The organism is Pseudoalteromonas sp. ABV4_021 (assembly GCF_056159365.1).
In genome coordinates this window covers 2,884,840-2,899,289 of sequence record NZ_JBSWVB010000001.1, presented here as the reverse complement: position 1 = coordinate 2,899,289, position 14,450 = coordinate 2,884,840, and the positions used below count along the sequence as shown (strand labels likewise).

The 14,450-nt window shown below is 41.2% G+C and carries 17 protein-coding genes; 13 read left to right on the top strand and 4 right to left on the bottom strand.

Going from position 1 to position 14,450, the window contains the following annotated elements; genetic code table 11:
* Positions 1-37 precede the first annotated feature (37 nt).
* Together ACXAFE_RS13420 and ACXAFE_RS13415 are read right to left on the bottom strand one after the other, a co-directional pair.
* On the bottom strand, positions 38-286 hold the full coding sequence (locus ACXAFE_RS13420; protein WP_010561489.1) for a hypothetical protein: 249 nt from the start codon (positions 284-286) through the stop codon (positions 38-40).
* Between the two features lie 197 nt (positions 287-483).
* Positions 484-951, bottom strand: a complete 468-nt coding sequence (locus ACXAFE_RS13415; protein ID WP_475153394.1) for an EVE domain-containing protein — start codon at positions 949-951, stop codon at positions 484-486.
* A 74-nt stretch (positions 952-1,025) separates the two neighbouring features.
* Here ACXAFE_RS13415 and tesB point away from each other — a divergent pair, with 74 nt between their 5' ends.
* Entirely contained in the window at positions 1,026-1,886 is an 861-nt protein-coding gene (gene tesB, locus ACXAFE_RS13410; protein ID WP_475153391.1) for an acyl-CoA thioesterase II, read from the top strand.
* A 40-nt stretch (positions 1,887-1,926) separates the two neighbouring features.
* On the opposite strand, the gene plsB is transcribed toward tesB, so the two are convergent.
* Entirely contained in the window at positions 1,927-4,338 is a 2,412-nt protein-coding gene (plsB, locus tag ACXAFE_RS13405; protein WP_475153390.1) for a glycerol-3-phosphate 1-O-acyltransferase PlsB, read from the bottom strand.
* 228 nt (positions 4,339-4,566) lie between these two features.
* On the opposite strand from plsB, the gene lexA reads away from it, so the two are divergent.
* The 5 genes from lexA (at position 4,567) to ACXAFE_RS13380 (ending at position 9,664) form a co-directional block, all read left to right on the top strand.
* Complete coding sequence (gene lexA, locus ACXAFE_RS13400) at positions 4,567-5,184, top strand: transcriptional repressor LexA (protein WP_475153389.1); 618 nt, start codon at positions 4,567-4,569, stop codon at positions 5,182-5,184.
* Positions 5,185-5,522: 338 nt separating this feature from the next.
* Complete coding sequence (gene coxB / locus ACXAFE_RS13395; protein ID WP_475153388.1) at positions 5,523-6,653, top strand: cytochrome c oxidase subunit II; 1,131 nt, start codon at positions 5,523-5,525, stop codon at positions 6,651-6,653.
* A complete protein-coding gene (ctaD, locus tag ACXAFE_RS13390; protein WP_475153387.1) occupies positions 6,653-8,227 on the top strand; it encodes a cytochrome c oxidase subunit I in 1,575 nt (524 codons plus the stop codon). Before coxB ends, ctaD begins: the two co-directional genes overlap by 1 nt.
* Positions 8,227-8,802, top strand: a complete 576-nt coding sequence (locus tag ACXAFE_RS13385) for a cytochrome c oxidase assembly protein (protein ID WP_010561496.1) — start codon at positions 8,227-8,229, stop codon at positions 8,800-8,802. Before ctaD ends, ACXAFE_RS13385 begins: the two co-directional genes overlap by 1 nt.
* The gene (locus tag ACXAFE_RS13380; RefSeq protein WP_475153386.1) at positions 8,786-9,664 is read left to right on the top strand and encodes a cytochrome c oxidase subunit 3; all 879 of its coding nucleotides are present in this window, start codon (positions 8,786-8,788) and stop codon (positions 9,662-9,664) included. Before ACXAFE_RS13385 ends, ACXAFE_RS13380 begins: the two co-directional genes overlap by 17 nt.
* 13 nt (positions 9,665-9,677) lie before the next feature.
* Here ACXAFE_RS13380 and ACXAFE_RS13375 read toward each other — a convergent pair whose 3' ends face one another.
* Positions 9,678-9,896 (bottom strand): DUF2909 domain-containing protein, encoded by a 219-nt coding sequence (locus tag ACXAFE_RS13375; RefSeq protein ID WP_237129523.1) that lies wholly within the window; start codon positions 9,894-9,896, stop codon positions 9,678-9,680.
* Positions 9,897-9,916: 20 nt separating this feature from the next.
* Here ACXAFE_RS13375 and ACXAFE_RS13370 point away from each other — a divergent pair, with 20 nt between their 5' ends.
* The 7 genes from ACXAFE_RS13370 to ACXAFE_RS13340 all read left to right on the top strand — a co-directional run bounded on the left by ACXAFE_RS13370 (position 9,917) and on the right by ACXAFE_RS13340 (position 14,438).
* A complete protein-coding gene (locus ACXAFE_RS13370; protein ID WP_475153385.1) occupies positions 9,917-10,636 on the top strand; it encodes an SURF1 family protein in 720 nt (239 codons plus the stop codon).
* On the top strand, positions 10,629-11,153 hold the full coding sequence (locus tag ACXAFE_RS13365) for a hypothetical protein (RefSeq protein WP_475153384.1): 525 nt from the start codon (positions 10,629-10,631) through the stop codon (positions 11,151-11,153). The genes ACXAFE_RS13370 and ACXAFE_RS13365 overlap by 8 nt, the downstream gene beginning before the upstream one ends.
* A gap of 9 nt (positions 11,154-11,162) precedes the next feature.
* Positions 11,163-12,155 (top strand): COX15/CtaA family protein, encoded by a 993-nt coding sequence (locus ACXAFE_RS13360; protein ID WP_475153383.1) that lies wholly within the window; start codon positions 11,163-11,165, stop codon positions 12,153-12,155.
* 10 nt (positions 12,156-12,165) lie between these two features.
* The gene (cyoE, locus tag ACXAFE_RS13355) at positions 12,166-13,062 is read left to right on the top strand and encodes a heme o synthase (RefSeq protein WP_475153382.1); all 897 of its coding nucleotides are present in this window, start codon (positions 12,166-12,168) and stop codon (positions 13,060-13,062) included.
* The gene (locus ACXAFE_RS13350) at positions 13,063-13,680 is read left to right on the top strand and encodes an SCO family protein (RefSeq protein ID WP_475153381.1); all 618 of its coding nucleotides are present in this window, start codon (positions 13,063-13,065) and stop codon (positions 13,678-13,680) included.
* A gap of 113 nt (positions 13,681-13,793) precedes the next feature.
* Positions 13,794-14,063: an STAS domain-containing protein gene (locus ACXAFE_RS13345; protein ID WP_010561504.1), complete on the top strand. Its 270-nt coding sequence runs from the start codon at positions 13,794-13,796 to the stop codon at positions 14,061-14,063.
* A gap of 12 nt (positions 14,064-14,075) precedes the next feature.
* A complete protein-coding gene (locus tag ACXAFE_RS13340) occupies positions 14,076-14,438 on the top strand; it encodes a response regulator (protein WP_010561505.1) in 363 nt (120 codons plus the stop codon).
* The last annotated feature ends 12 nt before the right edge of the window (positions 14,439-14,450 follow it).

Below are 14,450 nucleotides of genomic sequence, written 5' to 3'. Positions count from 1 at the left end.
TAAACAATGAATAAAAAGGCAACCTAGGTTGCCTTTTTTAGCGAATGCGAAAATGTGGCTCCATATCGACCTCACCAAGATAGTCGATTGTTGCATAGCTAGTATCACATCTTGCGAATGCTAGGTAGTTTTCTTCTAGTTTTCGCGCAAAAGCAAGTTGATAACCATAGCGATTTAATTTATTTAATTCGACTTTTTGGGCAAAACTTAAGTTGCTCCAAAAGGCATTTAAATCACCTTCTCCTTGCCTTCTTTCCGCTGTAGGCTTATTTGTTAAAGCAGACATAATCTTTCGCAATTAAAAATTAGACAACTTATACTAAACTATTAAAAAGAATACTGTCTAGTCCGATCTGCTTACTTGGTATACTTGTAAATCGTGGTGCAATTTCATGATTGCAACATCGAGCAACATGCCGAACGTCACTCCTCTGGTAATCAATTCACTCTTTAAATAAACTCTTTGGCTGCTCGTTTACGTGGCTATTTAAGTGAATTGCTAGTGTAATTATCGAGTATATATTGCCACTCAGATTCTCTCACTGGTTGAATTGATAGTCGGCTGCCCTTTTGCACTAAATGCATGTCAGCCAATTGTTGATCGGCTTTAAGTTTGGTGAGTGGAATAATACGTAACTTTTCAACGAACTCTAATGTAACACTTATCCATCTTGGGTTATCGGGTGTTGCTTTAGCGTCAAAGTACTTTGATTGCGCATCGAATTGAGAAGGATCGGCAAAGGCTGTTTTAATTACCTTAGCAATGCCAACAATGCCGGGTTGTTTACAGCTAGAGTGATAGATAAATACGAGATCGCCTAGCGCCACTTGGTCGCGCAGAAAGTTACGGGCTTGATAGTTGCGAATACCATCCCAAATTTCGTCATTTTTTGCTTTTAAATCGTCGATAGAAAATTCGTTTGGCTCTGTTTTAAATAACCAATAATGCATTACCTATTCTCGCTAATGTTAAAGTGACAGGTGTTTGCTATTATAGCGATACTAGGAAATTACGAAATAGTGTTATGAGTCAGGTACTAAACGATCTTTTAGCATTGCTGAAGTTAGAAAAAATAGAACAGGGGCTGTATCGTGGCCCTAGCCAAGATCTTGGTTTTAAAGCTGTTTTTGGCGGTCAAGTTATGGGGCAAGCGCTATCTGCTGCAAAAGAAACCGTTGCAGAAGATAGACAGGTGCACTCGCTGCACTCATACTTTTTAAGACCTGGCGATGTTGATCACCCGATTGTTTATGATGTAGAGAACATTCGCGATGGCCGCAGTTTTAGCACCCGTAGAGTTAAAGCGATTCAATTTGGTAAGCCGATATTTTATATGACTGCTTCTTTTCAAGTGGATGAAAAGGGGGTGACTCACCAAGCGGCGATGCCTAACGTACCAGGACCTGAAAAGCTGCCATCCTCATTGGATGTTTATCGCGAACACAAAGAACTTATCCCAGAAAAAATTCGCAATAAAATTATTTGTGACAAGCCAATTGAAATGCGACCGGTTAATTTTCAAAATCCGTTTAAGCCAGAAGTAACCCTTGCTGAGCGTTATGTATGGTTTAAAGCTAATGGTGATATGCCAAATGACCCGCGAGTACATAAATATTTGCTGGCATACGCTTCTGATTTTGAATTTTTACCTACAGCGTTACAACCGCATGGTTTGTCATTTTTACAGCCGGATATGCAAGTAGCCACCATTGACCATGCTATGTACTTTCATCGCCCATTCCGTTTAGATGAATGGATTTTATATGCAGTAGATAGCCCTTCTGCCAGTGGTGGTAGAGGGTTGGTGCGAGGGCAGTTCTTTAATCAACAAGGTGAGTTAATTGCCTCGACGATTCAAGAAGGTGTGATTAGAAAATATGGATAAAAAAGGCGGTGTGTACCGCCTTTTTTTGTTGCTGTGACGGCTAGTCTTCGAGTGCACTGGCAATACTTGGGTTTAGTTGTTTTAGAATGATTTGACTCAACTGCTTCGTTGTCTCATTGCCTGTGATGCGCCCTTGCTCGCAATCATCAATCATGTGGTTTTGCTTAAGCGTGCTAATAAAGCCAGACAATACTTTTTTATCGAAGAATTCTGGTGTATCGATACCAAATAGCTGTGCAAGCTGTTGTGCAAAGTCTTGGCTTTGCGTTTCAAGCTGGTCGCGCGAAACGCTGTCACTTGCCAGAATTAATTTAATTACGCTGGCATAGCGAATTAATGTGCACTGGATAAAGCGTGCTAACAAGTTAAGCTGAGCTAGAGATTTGCTGCTAGGATTAACTGAAATCGCATCGTTTTCAACGGTTAATAACCCAATACCGCTCAAGGCTTCAAGTGAGTCATTTAGATATGTTTCGCAATACGGTTGCATAAACCACTCCTGTTTAAAGAGCGGATATAACGCGTTAACTTGCTTGATTAGCTGGTCGCGAGAAATGTGTTTTTGGCTAATTAAGATTGAGCTAATTAGACTTGGTACTGCGAATAAATGCAGTACGTTATTACGGTAATAGTTCAATAATACTTTTTGTGTGTCTTGAATACGGATTACTTCAACTCGCCCTTGCGTAATCACTTCAAACTTATCTAACGTGAGTGCGTGTTCAAGCAGCTCTTCAGCACTTTTGTTTGGCATACTGACATCTTTGCTGTAAGGCGCTAATTCGAGCAATCTCAGGTAGTTTGTCATACAAGCTATGAGCTCGTGACGCGTCATCGCTTGTTTTTCGGTGTTTAACAAAATAGATGAGATTAAAGTAACGGCATTGATCGCAGCCGCATTATTGATGTTGACCATCACTGAATCAGCAAGTTTGCCAACCATTGGCGTTAGCCAATTAGGCTTTTCATCTGCAGCAATGCTGTCGCGCCAATTTGACTGGTGCTGGGTAAGATACTGGTTAATGTTGATTGGCTCGCCAAAATTTACATTACCTTTGCCGTAATTCTTGAGCTTACGTAGAGTTTTGAAGACACCCAGTACTGACTCATTTTTCTTCTTTTGCCCAGCAAGTTCACCAAGGTAGGTGTTAACTTCCATTACATGCTCGTAACCAATATATACAGGCACGATTGAAATTGGACGATCAATACCGCGCAAAATTGATTGTAATGTCATCGCTAACATACCGGTTTTAGGTGGAAGTAAACGGCCAGTTCGGCTGCGGCCACCTTCGGTATAAAACTTAACAGCGTAGCCTTTTATAAATAACTGGCTTAAGTATTCACGGAACACTGCGGAATAAAGCTTGTTGCCTTTGAATGAACGGCGTAAGAAAAAGGCGCCACAGCGTCTAAATATTGGGCCTGCAGGCCAAAAACTTAAGTTTATACCTGCTGCAATATGTGGTGGCACATAACCTTGATGATAAATAACATAGGTGAGTAATAAGTAATCCATATGGCTGCGATGGCAAGGCATATAGATAATTTCGTGGCCTTTATCTGTCAGCTCTTGAATTCGTTCAGGGTTATTTACTTCAATACCGTTGTATAGCTTGGTCCACAGCCAAGTAAGAATGCGCTCAGAAACACCGATCATTGATTCGTTATAGTTGGCAGCAATTTCATCAACTAGTTTTATGGCATTTTGTCGCGCTTCTACAATTGAGATGTTTTTACTTTTTGCTTCACCTTCAATCGCAGCTTTGACAGTGCTTGATGCTAAAAGACCTTGATACAACTGGTCGCGAGATGGCAGTTTAGGGCCAAGCGCAGCAAGTTTCTGACGTTTAAAGTGAACACGGGCAACACGAATGAGTTTATGTGGTAAATCATCACTTTGTTGCTTACTAGTAAGCTGCGATAGTTCTAATGGACGACTAAAACGAATTAAGTTGTCGCGGCCAGATAGTAATACGACAAATACCTTACGCAACCAGCTTGGTGTAAGAGAACTGGATAAAATAGTGCCAAGGCCTGGCTTTTCTTTGCCTGGATTGCGTCCCCATAAAATGGTGACCGGAATAACTTGTAAATCGGTAACGTCAGATTGCTTTAATGCTGCAAATATTTCTTCGCTGATTTCGAGCGCTGGACTGTCTTTTTTGGCTTTACCAAACAGTGGCGAGCGGTGGTGAATTGGAATGTATCTTGGAACTTGTTTATCACCAATTTGCTGAGTGACCTGAGGGTCAGGTAAGCCGAGCTTTTTACAGGTGCTGCGCAACGCGGCTAAATCAGAAAAAGAATTTAATAATGTGATGTAAACGGTCGGCTTGTTTTTATCTATTGCTAGGTTGTCTAAAGGGTGTTCAGGTACAATTTTCGAACGCACTAAAAGCTTGTTCATACCGTTTGCAAACCACTGAATCATAGAGCCAACCAACTTCATAACACCAACCTAAAAACAAAAGGGGCGCTAGCATACCAGTTAACTCTAAAAGATTAAATAACTGGTCGTGCCAGAGGAAAAATAAAGCAATTTACTGCGATGATTTTTGATTTGCAGCAATTATCGTCTGTAACTAAGCATAGTGCTAATTATCAAATAATTAAAAGTTGCGAAATAAGAATAACTGTATATACTCACAGTTATCTGTACTGTATGGAAAACCAGTGAATGAGACCATTAACAAAACGTCAGGCACAAATCTTAGAACTTGTTAAAGTATTTATTAAAGATACTGGCATGCCGCCAACGCGCGCAGAAATCGCATCGACACTCGGTTTTAAAAGTGCAAACGCTGCAGAAGAGCATTTAAAAGCATTAGCCAAAAAAGGCGTAATTGAAATGGTGCCCGGCGCTAGCCGCGGTATTCGTTTAGTGGAAGAAGATGAACCAGAGCAATTAGGTTTACCGTTAATTGGTCAAGTCGCCGCAGGTTCACCTATTTTGGCTAATGAGCACATTGAAAGCCATTATCAAGTTGATCCTAACCTATTTAACCCATGTGCAGATTTCCTACTGCGTGTACGTGGTGAGAGTATGAAGGATATCGGCATTATGGATGGAGACTTGCTAGCTGTTCATCGCACGCCAGTGGCTAATAATGGGCAAGTGGTTGTAGCCCGTGTTGATGAAGATGTAACGGTAAAGCGTTTTGAAAAAGCAGGCAAACAAGTACTGTTACATGCAGAAAATGATGAATTTGACACAATTAAAGTCGATTTAGAGCATGGCCATTTTAATATCGAAGGCCTTGCGGTTGGTGTTATTAGAAATGCCGACTGGATGTAATACACTTTTGTTGACCTTGGCTAGTGAGTAACCTTACTAGCCTCAACCTGCTTTTAAACACCCTATTTCTTACTATAGCCCCTTCTATTTTTACATCTTCAAAAATCGCTAACTTATAGATTTATAAAAAATTTATCTTAAATTTGACTTGCGTAAAATTTAATCGTTTACTAGACCTTAGTAGTAACCTTGTTTTCTTTTTAAGCAAAGTGCGGCTTTTAGAAAACAAATATAATAAAGAAAATGGAGTGATGCTGTAGTGCGTCGTGCGATTTAATCGCTAAAACTTTCACTGACCATTTCCTAACAACATAATAATAATTAGCTAAGGAGCGAGCATGAGGCTAGTGAAGCTATCCTTATGGTTACTATTGAGCTTTCCTTTTTTAGCAGTTGGGACGAGTCAATATAACTTACCTGTTGGGGTGACAGACATCAGCCGTGATGTCTACGAGCTCCATATGACAATTTTCTATATCTGTTGCGTTATTGGATTAGTGGTATTTGCCATTATGTTTTGGGCAATAATCCATCACCGCAAATCAAAAGGAGCAGTGCCTGCTCAATTTCATGAAAGTACCAAAATTGAAATACTCTGGACAGCAATTCCATTTGTAATTTTGATTGGTATGGCAGTGCCTGCAACCAAAACCTTGATTGCCATGGAAGACACCACTAAAGCTGACCTAACGATTAAAGTTACAGGGTCACAATGGAAGTGGCATTATGAATATCTTGACCACGATGTGTCGTTTTATTCTGTTCTTTCGACTCCACGTGAACAAATCACCAACCAAGATCAAAAAACAGAAACCTACCTGTTAGATGTTGATAAACCGCTTATTATTCCAAAAGGAAAAAAAGTACGCTTTTTAATGACTTCGGACGACGTAATTCACTCTTGGTGGGTACCTGAATTCGCGGTTAAAAAAGATGCTAACCCAGGCTTTATCAACGAAGCGTGGACTAAAGTCAATGAGGCCGGTATTTATCGCGGTCAATGTGCGGAGTTATGCGGAAAAGACCATGGCTTTATGCCTGTGGTTGTTGAAGTTAAAGAGCCTGCTGAATTTGAACAGTGGTTGGCAAATGCGCAGCTTGAAAAAGCGCAAGCAGCGGCCGCAGAAAAAGCATCACTTGATCTTACATTATCTCAAGATGAGCTAATGACGCTAGGAGAACAAGTGTATATGGCTAATTGTGCTGCGTGTCACCAACCTACAGGAATGGGATTGCCAGGTGTGTTCCCAGCGCTAAAAGATAGCCCAATAGCACTTGGCGATGTTAAAGCTCATATCGATATTGTGGTTCATGGCAAGCCAGCAACAGCAATGCAAGGCTATAGCAAAATGTTGTCACTAAAAGAGTTAGCGGCAGTAGTGACCTATGAGCGAAATGCTTGGGGTAATAACACTGGCGATTCAGTGCAACCAAGTGATATTCAAGAATCTGTGGGAGAAGCACAATAATGACAACACTAGCTGAATCTCATCACCACCATCATACGCCAACAGGACTAAAACGTTGGCTATTTACCACTAACCATAAAGATATCGGTACGCTTTATCTGTTATTCGCCCTGTTAATGTTTTTAACGGGTGGCGCAATGGCACTGGTTATTCGTGCCGAATTATTTCAACCAGGCTTACAATTTGTAGAGCCACACTTTTTTAACCAAATGACTACAGTTCATGGCCTCATTATGGTTTTCGGTGCAGTTATGCCTGCGTTTACTGGCTTGGCAAACTGGATGATCCCTATGATGATTGGCGCGCCAGATATGGCACTACCGCGCATGAATAACTGGAGTTTTTGGATTCTACCATTTGCATTTTTCATTCTGCTTATGTCGTTATTTATGGAAGGCGGCGGCCCAGCTTTTGGTTGGACGTTCTATGCGCCACTATCAACCACATATAGCAATGATAATACGGCACTATTCGTCTTCGCTGTGCATATCATGGGCATTAGCTCAATTATGGGAGCAATCAATGTAATTGTAACCATAGTGAATATGCGCGCACCGGGCATGACGTATATGAAATTACCGCTGTTTGTATGGACGTGGTTAATTACTGCATTTTTATTAATTGCGGTGATGCCGGTACTTGCTGGTGCAGTGACTATGGTGCTAACTGATAAGTACTTTGGCACAGATTTCTTTAACGCGGCTGGCGGTGGCGACCCAGTAATGTTCCAGCATATTTTCTGGTTCTTCGGACATCCTGAAGTTTACATCATGATTTTACCGGCGTTTGGTGTTATCTCGACGATTATTCCAGCGTTTTCACGCAAGAAACTGTTTGGTTATGCCTCAATGGTTTATGCCACGGCATCAATCGCGTTTTTGTCGTTTATTGTATGGGCGCACCATATGTTTACTACTGGCATGCCATTGGCGGGTGAGTTGTTCTTTATGTATAGCACCATGCTGATATCTGTGCCTACGGGGGTTAAAGTTTTCAACTGGGTAGCGACAATGTGGCGTGGCTCGATTAGCTTTGAAGTACCGATGCTGTTTTCCATTGCCTTTATCGTGTTATTCACCTTAGGTGGTTTCTCTGGATTGATGCTAGCAATAACACCGGTCGACTTTCAGTATCACGATACTTACTTTGTGGTTGCTCATTTCCACTATGTGTTAGTAACGGGGGCTGTATTCTCGATAATGGCAGGGGCTTATTATTGGTTACCAAAGTGGACAGGCAACATGTATCACATTGGTCTTGCTAAAACCCATTTTTGGTTATCGCTAATTAGCGTAAACATTTTGTTCTTCCCAATGCACTTTGTGGGCTTAGCAGGTATGCCGAGGCGTATTCCTGACTATGCACTGCAGTTTGCTGATTTTAATGCATTGATCAGTATTGGTGGCTTTGCCTTTGGTTTATCTCAATTACTTTTTGTTGCCGTTGTTTATAAGTGTGCAAAGGGTGGCGAAAAAGTACCTGCCAAAGTGTGGGATGGAGCTGAAGGGTTGGAGTGGGAAGTTGCATCGCCTGCACCTTATCATACGTTCTCTGAGCCGCCGGAAGTGAAGTAATGAATAACGTTAAGCTACTCAAAAAGCTAATCTTAACCAGTTTATTAATGTTTGCGTTTGCCTTTGCGCTGGTGCCACTTTATGACGTTTTCTGTGATATCACAGGATTGAATGGAAAGCCTAATATGGAGCAGGCACAAGTGAGTGCGCAAAGTGATGAATCGCGCAGTGTACGCGTTACATTTATCACACATGCACAAGCTGGAGCGCCGTTTAAAGTAAAAGCTAAACGCTACAGTGTTGACGTTAGCCCGGGTGAAATGGAACGCATAGAGTTTATTGCGCAAAACCTTTCGAGTAGCAACAAGATAATGCAAGCCGTACCGTCAGTAGCACCAGGTCGGGCGGCTAAATATTTACATAAAGTGTCTTGCTTTTGTTTTAATCAACAGCCGCTGACAAGTAAAGGCTCAGCGGATTTACCATTGCTCTTTTACCTCGACGAAACCTTGCCAAATGATATTCATGAAGTGACCTTGTCGTACACCATTTACGATATTACAGCAGATGTTGAAGGTAAAGTTGCAAGCAATAGCAAGCGCGATGGAGAGTTAGTCAATGAAAACTCAATATGAAAAATATTATGTACCTGAGCAAAGCCAATGGCCGATTGTGGGTGCTGTTGCTCTGTTCTTAATTGCCATTGGAGCTGGCTTAGCGGTAATGCAAACTGCTAAGCAGCAAGGTGGTTTTGGTTTTCACATTTTAATATTAGGCATCGCGGTTTTACTGTATATGCTGTTTGGTTGGTTTAAAAATGTGGTTGATGAGTCTCAAGGTGGGCTTTATTCATCGCAAATGGACCGCTCGTTTAAACAGGGTATGGCGTGGTTTATTTTCTCTGAAGTGATGTTTTTTATGGCATTTTTTGGAGCGCTATTTTATGCCCGTACATTTGCTGTACCGTGGCTCGGTGGTGATAGCAATAACGCGATGACAAACGAAGTGCTCTGGCCTTCATTTGAAGCTGTGTGGCCTCTAGTCAGTACGCCAGGTGGTACAGAAACACAAGTAATGGGTTGGCAAGGTTTACCACTTATCAACACGATTATTCTTTTAACCTCATCGGTGACTTTGCATTTTGCACACACCGCAATTGAGCATGGAAAACGCACGCAGTTAAAGGCAATGCTTGGCTTTACTATTGGTTTAGGGGCGATATTTTTAGTGCTACAAGGAGAGGAGTACGTTCATGCATATCAAGATCTAGGTTTAACACTGGACTCAGGTATATATGGCAACACGTTCTTTTTGCTAACTGGCTTTCATGGCATGCATGTCACGTTAGGCACGCTCATTTTACTTGTCGTATTTATACGAATTTTAAAAGGGCACTTTAGTGAAGAAAAGCACTTTGCTTTCCAAGCTGCAGCTTGGTATTGGCATTTTGTTGATGTTGTATGGTTGTGTTTGTTTGTCTTTGTTTACGTACTTTAAAGGTCAATAACCACTAACTAACAGTATAAGGATTGCTGTTTGGTGTGATGATGCCAAACAGCATTGCCAGCAAAATAATCATCAGAACAATTGCAGAAAATAACACTCGGCGCCCTAAGTAATGGGACATAGAGTTTGCAGCAGCGTCGCTTTTAAGCATACAAAACAGTGCTTTAAACAAACTAAAAACGATGTAAAACAATAAGAATACGATAATTAATTTTATCAACATAGGTTTAGGGAGTTTGCTATATGCGGTTAATCCAGAATAGTGCAAAAAGCATCACTCTGCTAGTGTGTACAACAACTGTCGCATTAATATGCGCGAGTTTAGCTGTGTGGCAGTATCAAAGATCACAGCAAAAAATAACGATTATTAAAAAACTAGATCAGCTCAGCCAGCAAGGGGTTATTCCTTGGTATCAGCTCGCTAGTTTACCAAGCGATTGGCTTGCAACGGGGCTCAAAGTATCACTATCAGGCGAAGTCTCTTCACAGTTTTGGTGGCTTGATAATCAAGTGGTTAATGGCCGTTTTGGTTACGACTTGATTGCTGCCGTGAAACCAAAAAATTCTTCACGCTGGTGGCTGGTTAATCTTGGCTGGTTTGCGGGTTCGTTCAATCGAGAGCAATTACCAGAAGTAAGCTTGCCGCAGCAACTAACACTCACCGCATTATTAAAGGTTGGTAACTTTACCAGCTTTAACTTGGTATCAAATGATCTTGAATTACGCCAAGGACAACGGTTGCAATACATTACGCCAGAGTTTGCAGCAAGTGCGCTCCAGCAGCCATTCGCGCCATATATTCTTTACGCACAGCCGGACAGTGCGCTGGGCGAATTTCATTACCAAGTTATTAATATGTCGCCAGATAAACACAAAGCGTATGCCTTGCAGTGGATTTTACTCGCTCTCGCAGCGATTGTGATTGGTGTGGCTATGTATCGAAAAGGAAGTACACATGAATAAGACTCTTGGACTTTTTATTATTTGTTTTTTAGCGCCAGCGTTAACTGCTTTTTTGGCGTTAAAGTTTGATTGGCTTGAACCCGCACAAACTAATTTTGGGCACTTCGTTGAAAATGAACAAAAAATTGAAAAGTGGCCGGCGGAATCTCAACTTAAATGGTCGCTCGTTACTTTATCTGAAGAGGTTTGTGCGCAACATTGTGAAACTCGAAAGCAGCTAATTAAAAATGTGTTTGATGTGCTTGGTAAACATAATTTATATGTGGGGGCATTTTCCCTTTCGAGCAGCCAGCAGGCATTGCAGCTGACTAATTTAACTGCACATGAAAATGTTGTTACACAATTAGAAAATCAAACTCTTGCTATTGAATCAGATGCAATTTATTTAGTCGATCATCACGGTTTAATAGTGCTTGAGTATCCCGTTAATTATCAGCTGCAGTCAGACAATAATATGAAACGCGGGCTTATTAAAGACCTTAAAAAACTGCTCAATTATAGCCGCAGCAGAGCATAGGAGGCGCGAATGAATCAATATCATAAAATTGTACTGTTTGGCTGTGTTTTTGCATTTGTTGTGGTGGGATTGGGCGCGTATACACGACTTAGCGACTCGGGCTTAGGTTGCCCCGATTGGCCTGGGTGTTATGGTTTTTTAACTGTGCCAAATGAAGTGCATGAGCTAGAAAAAGTCGAAACACATTTTCCAACACATGAAGTCGATCAAGGAAAAGCGTGGAAAGAAATGATCCATCGCTATTTTGCCGGCACGCTGGGCATCATTATTTTGCTTATTGCGATAATGGCATTTAAACAACGGCAACATCGATTAGCGCCAGTGAAGCTACCGTTATTAATTCTGGGGCTAGTTGTATTTCAAGCTGCGTTAGGCATGTTAACAGTCACTATGAACTTGCAGCCGCTCATCGTGATGGGGCATTTACTCGGTGGTTTTACGATTATGAGCCTGTTGTTCTTGCTCTATATCAGGCTTACCACGGAGCGCATCCCTGGTGGAGATTCAGGCGCCAAACCTCATTATGGCTTGGCAATAATCGCTTTGAGCTTTGTTATTTCGCAGATTGCATTAGGTGGATGGTTAGCGGCAAATTACGCGGCGTCACATTGTGCAGATTTCCCTTTGTGCGGAGCCAATACATTTGAGCGTTTTTCATTTACGAGTATTTTCCAATTACCGAATGATCACGCCAGTTATGAGTTTGGGGTGTTGTCGGCAGAAGCGCGTATGTCGATTCATTTTCTCCATCGCATTTGGGCTATGGTTACTACGTTTGTGGTGCTTTGGGCTGGTTTTAAAATTCTAAAAGACTGTTATTCAACAATAATAAAACGAGCTGTTTACCATATTTGGGTGGTGTTGTTTTGTCAGATTGCGCTGGGAGTTAGCTTAATTTTGATGCATATCCCGCTCAATATTGCGCTTATTCATAATATGACAGCATTATTGCTACTTTTAAGTTGCGTTCGGCTTGCATATCTCATTAAAAGCAAGTGCTAGGGAGTAAACTATGACCAGTTATGTTTTACAATTTCAGCGCTCACTAAGCGCTAAAGTTCATGAATACTTAGTGCTTTGTAAACACAAAGTTGTGATGTTGCTAGCGCTTACCGCTGTGGTTGGACAAGGTTTGGCACCCCACGTTGGGCGAAGCTTGCTAGAGCAGATGTTAACCATAGTAGGTATCGCATTATTAGCCAGTAGTGCTGCGGTGATTAACCATATTGTTGATAGCGATATAGATAAAAAAATGAAGCGCACCGACTCGCGCCCAGTCGCAACAGGTAGTGTGACAAATCGTCAGGCGTTTGCCTTTTCAATGATGCTGTTGGTTATTGGGTTTTGCATGTTGGTTGCTTACGCGAATTGGTTGACCGCTTGGCTTACCTTAGTTGCTTTAGTCGGTTATGCGTTTATTTATACGCTGGTATTAAAAAGACGCACGCCACAAAATATTGTGATCGGTGGTTTTGCTGGCGCGATGCCGCCGTTGCTGGGGTGGGTGTCTGAAACTGGCGCAATGTCTGCAGAGCCATGGTTATTAGTGATGATAATTTTCACTTGGACACCACCGCACTTTTGGGCGTTAGCCATTGATCGTAAAAAAGATTATGAAAACGCAAAAGTCCCCATGTTGCCAGTAACGCATGGTATTGAGTTCACCAAAACAATGGTGTTGTTATATAGCGTTTTATTGACATTGGTTTGTGTTTTACCGTTTTTAATTGGTATGTCAGGAAACTTTTATTTAGCGGTAAGTGTGTTACTCAATGGCGTGTTTATGTACCGTGCTTGGGAGTTAAAATTTGCTGCCAAAGAAAAGTCTGCGATAAAGCTATTTATCTATTCCATTTGGCAACTTATGATACTATTTATCGCACTATTTATTGATAAGTGGTTGATTTAAATGAGCCAGTTTAAGCTATTAATTGTTACATCTTTAATCTTTATGGTTTTGGGTTGCGGCCCAAAATCACCTCCGCAAACAAGCGCATTACTCTATCAAGAGGCTAAGATTGTTAAGCCATTTGTGTTGCAAGACCAAAATGGACAACAGGTTACTAATCAAAACTTAAAGGGCAACTGGACGCTATTATTTTTAGGTTATACAAGTTGCCCAGATATTTGCCCAATGACGTTGGCAAAATTAACTCAGATAACAAAAGAGTTATCGCCTAACTTTGCCATAAATGTATGGTTTGTATCGGTTGATCCTAAGCGTGATAACGCGGAAAAACGCAAGCTGTACATTGAATACTTTAACCCCGATTTTACTGCTGTTTCAGCAGAGCATAAGCATTTATTTCCATTTGTTCGAAACCTAGGTTTAGTGTACGCCATTCATGATGATGGTGAGTCGGAAAATTACACAGTTGACCACAGTGCATCCGTCACGCTAGTCGACCCAAATGGCGCGGTTAGAGCCATTTTTAAACCTGAATTTGCCAAAGGAAAAGTACCGTTAATTAATCAAAGTGAAATGACACAAGATCTGACCTCAATTATTGGGTACTACAGCAATTAGTATCGATTTATGATCTGCTAACGCATTAATTAGCTTTAATTAAATCGATATTATTTTGGCAAATTTTCATTCTGGGTCTACGCTTAATTTTAAGCGAACAAGGAAAGAAAATTATGTATCAGTTACCTGCTGAGCTTGTCATAAACTCAGTCTCTGAGCTTAAAGAATCTCTTTTAGATTTATTATCGAAACAATCGAGCATTGATCTGGATATTTCCTCGGTTACTCGTGCTGATACCGCTTCAATTCAATTACTCTGTTCGTTGCAAAAAAATCTAGCGGAAACTCAGCATCAAATTACGTGGCATGGCAAAAGTGATGCGTTATTTGCTGCAGCAAAAACATTGGGAGTGCAAGACTTTCTTGCCTTATCAGAACAATAATTTGGGGTCTGTATGAAAAAGATTTTGGCGGTTGATGATTCTGCATCAATGAGACAAATGGTTGGTTTTACGCTTAAAAAAGCCGGTTTCGATGTAACAGAAGCGAAAGACGGAAGCGAAGCGTTAGAAATCGCTAAAGGTAACAGCTTTGATGCGGTTATTTCCGATGTGAATATGCCGATTATGGACGGCATTACACTTATTCGAGAATTAAGAGCGCTACCTGCCTACAAGTTTACGCCTATGCTAATGCTTACTACCGAATCGGGACTGGATAAAAAAACCGAAGGTAAAGCCGCTGGCGCCACTGGATGGATCGTAAAACCATTTAATCCAGATCAGTTATTAGCAGTTATTAAGAAAGTCATCCGATAAATCAGGAGGCGG

Excerpts from the sequence above, each read along its gene's own strand:
- ACXAFE_RS13420 (WP_010561489.1), bottom strand. The coding sequence starts at position 286 with ATGTCTGCTTTAACAAATAAGCCTACAGCGGAAAGAAGGCAAGGAGAA.
- ACXAFE_RS13415 (WP_475153394.1), bottom strand. The coding sequence starts at position 951 with ATGCATTATTGGTTATTTAAAACAGAGCCAAACGAATTTTCTATCGAC.
- tesB (WP_475153391.1), top strand. The coding sequence starts at position 1,026 with ATGAGTCAGGTACTAAACGATCTTTTAGCATTGCTGAAGTTAGAAAAA.
- plsB (WP_475153390.1), bottom strand. The coding sequence starts at position 4,338 with ATGAAGTTGGTTGGCTCTATGATTCAGTGGTTTGCAAACGGTATGAAC.
- lexA (WP_475153389.1), top strand. The coding sequence starts at position 4,567 with ATGAGACCATTAACAAAACGTCAGGCACAAATCTTAGAACTTGTTAAA.
- coxB (WP_475153388.1), top strand. The coding sequence starts at position 5,523 with ATGAGGCTAGTGAAGCTATCCTTATGGTTACTATTGAGCTTTCCTTTT.
- ctaD (WP_475153387.1), top strand. The coding sequence starts at position 6,653 with ATGACAACACTAGCTGAATCTCATCACCACCATCATACGCCAACAGGA.
- ACXAFE_RS13385 (WP_010561496.1), top strand. The coding sequence starts at position 8,227 with ATGAATAACGTTAAGCTACTCAAAAAGCTAATCTTAACCAGTTTATTA.
- ACXAFE_RS13380 (WP_475153386.1), top strand. The coding sequence starts at position 8,786 with ATGAAAACTCAATATGAAAAATATTATGTACCTGAGCAAAGCCAATGG.
- ACXAFE_RS13375 (WP_237129523.1), bottom strand. The coding sequence starts at position 9,896 with ATGTTGATAAAATTAATTATCGTATTCTTATTGTTTTACATCGTTTTT.
- ACXAFE_RS13370 (WP_475153385.1), top strand. The coding sequence starts at position 9,917 with ATGCGGTTAATCCAGAATAGTGCAAAAAGCATCACTCTGCTAGTGTGT.
- ACXAFE_RS13365 (WP_475153384.1), top strand. The coding sequence starts at position 10,629 with ATGAATAAGACTCTTGGACTTTTTATTATTTGTTTTTTAGCGCCAGCG.
- ACXAFE_RS13360 (WP_475153383.1), top strand. The coding sequence starts at position 11,163 with ATGAATCAATATCATAAAATTGTACTGTTTGGCTGTGTTTTTGCATTT.
- cyoE (WP_475153382.1), top strand. The coding sequence starts at position 12,166 with ATGACCAGTTATGTTTTACAATTTCAGCGCTCACTAAGCGCTAAAGTT.
- ACXAFE_RS13350 (WP_475153381.1), top strand. The coding sequence starts at position 13,063 with ATGAGCCAGTTTAAGCTATTAATTGTTACATCTTTAATCTTTATGGTT.
- ACXAFE_RS13345 (WP_010561504.1), top strand. The coding sequence starts at position 13,794 with ATGTATCAGTTACCTGCTGAGCTTGTCATAAACTCAGTCTCTGAGCTT.
- ACXAFE_RS13340 (WP_010561505.1), top strand. The coding sequence starts at position 14,076 with ATGAAAAAGATTTTGGCGGTTGATGATTCTGCATCAATGAGACAAATG.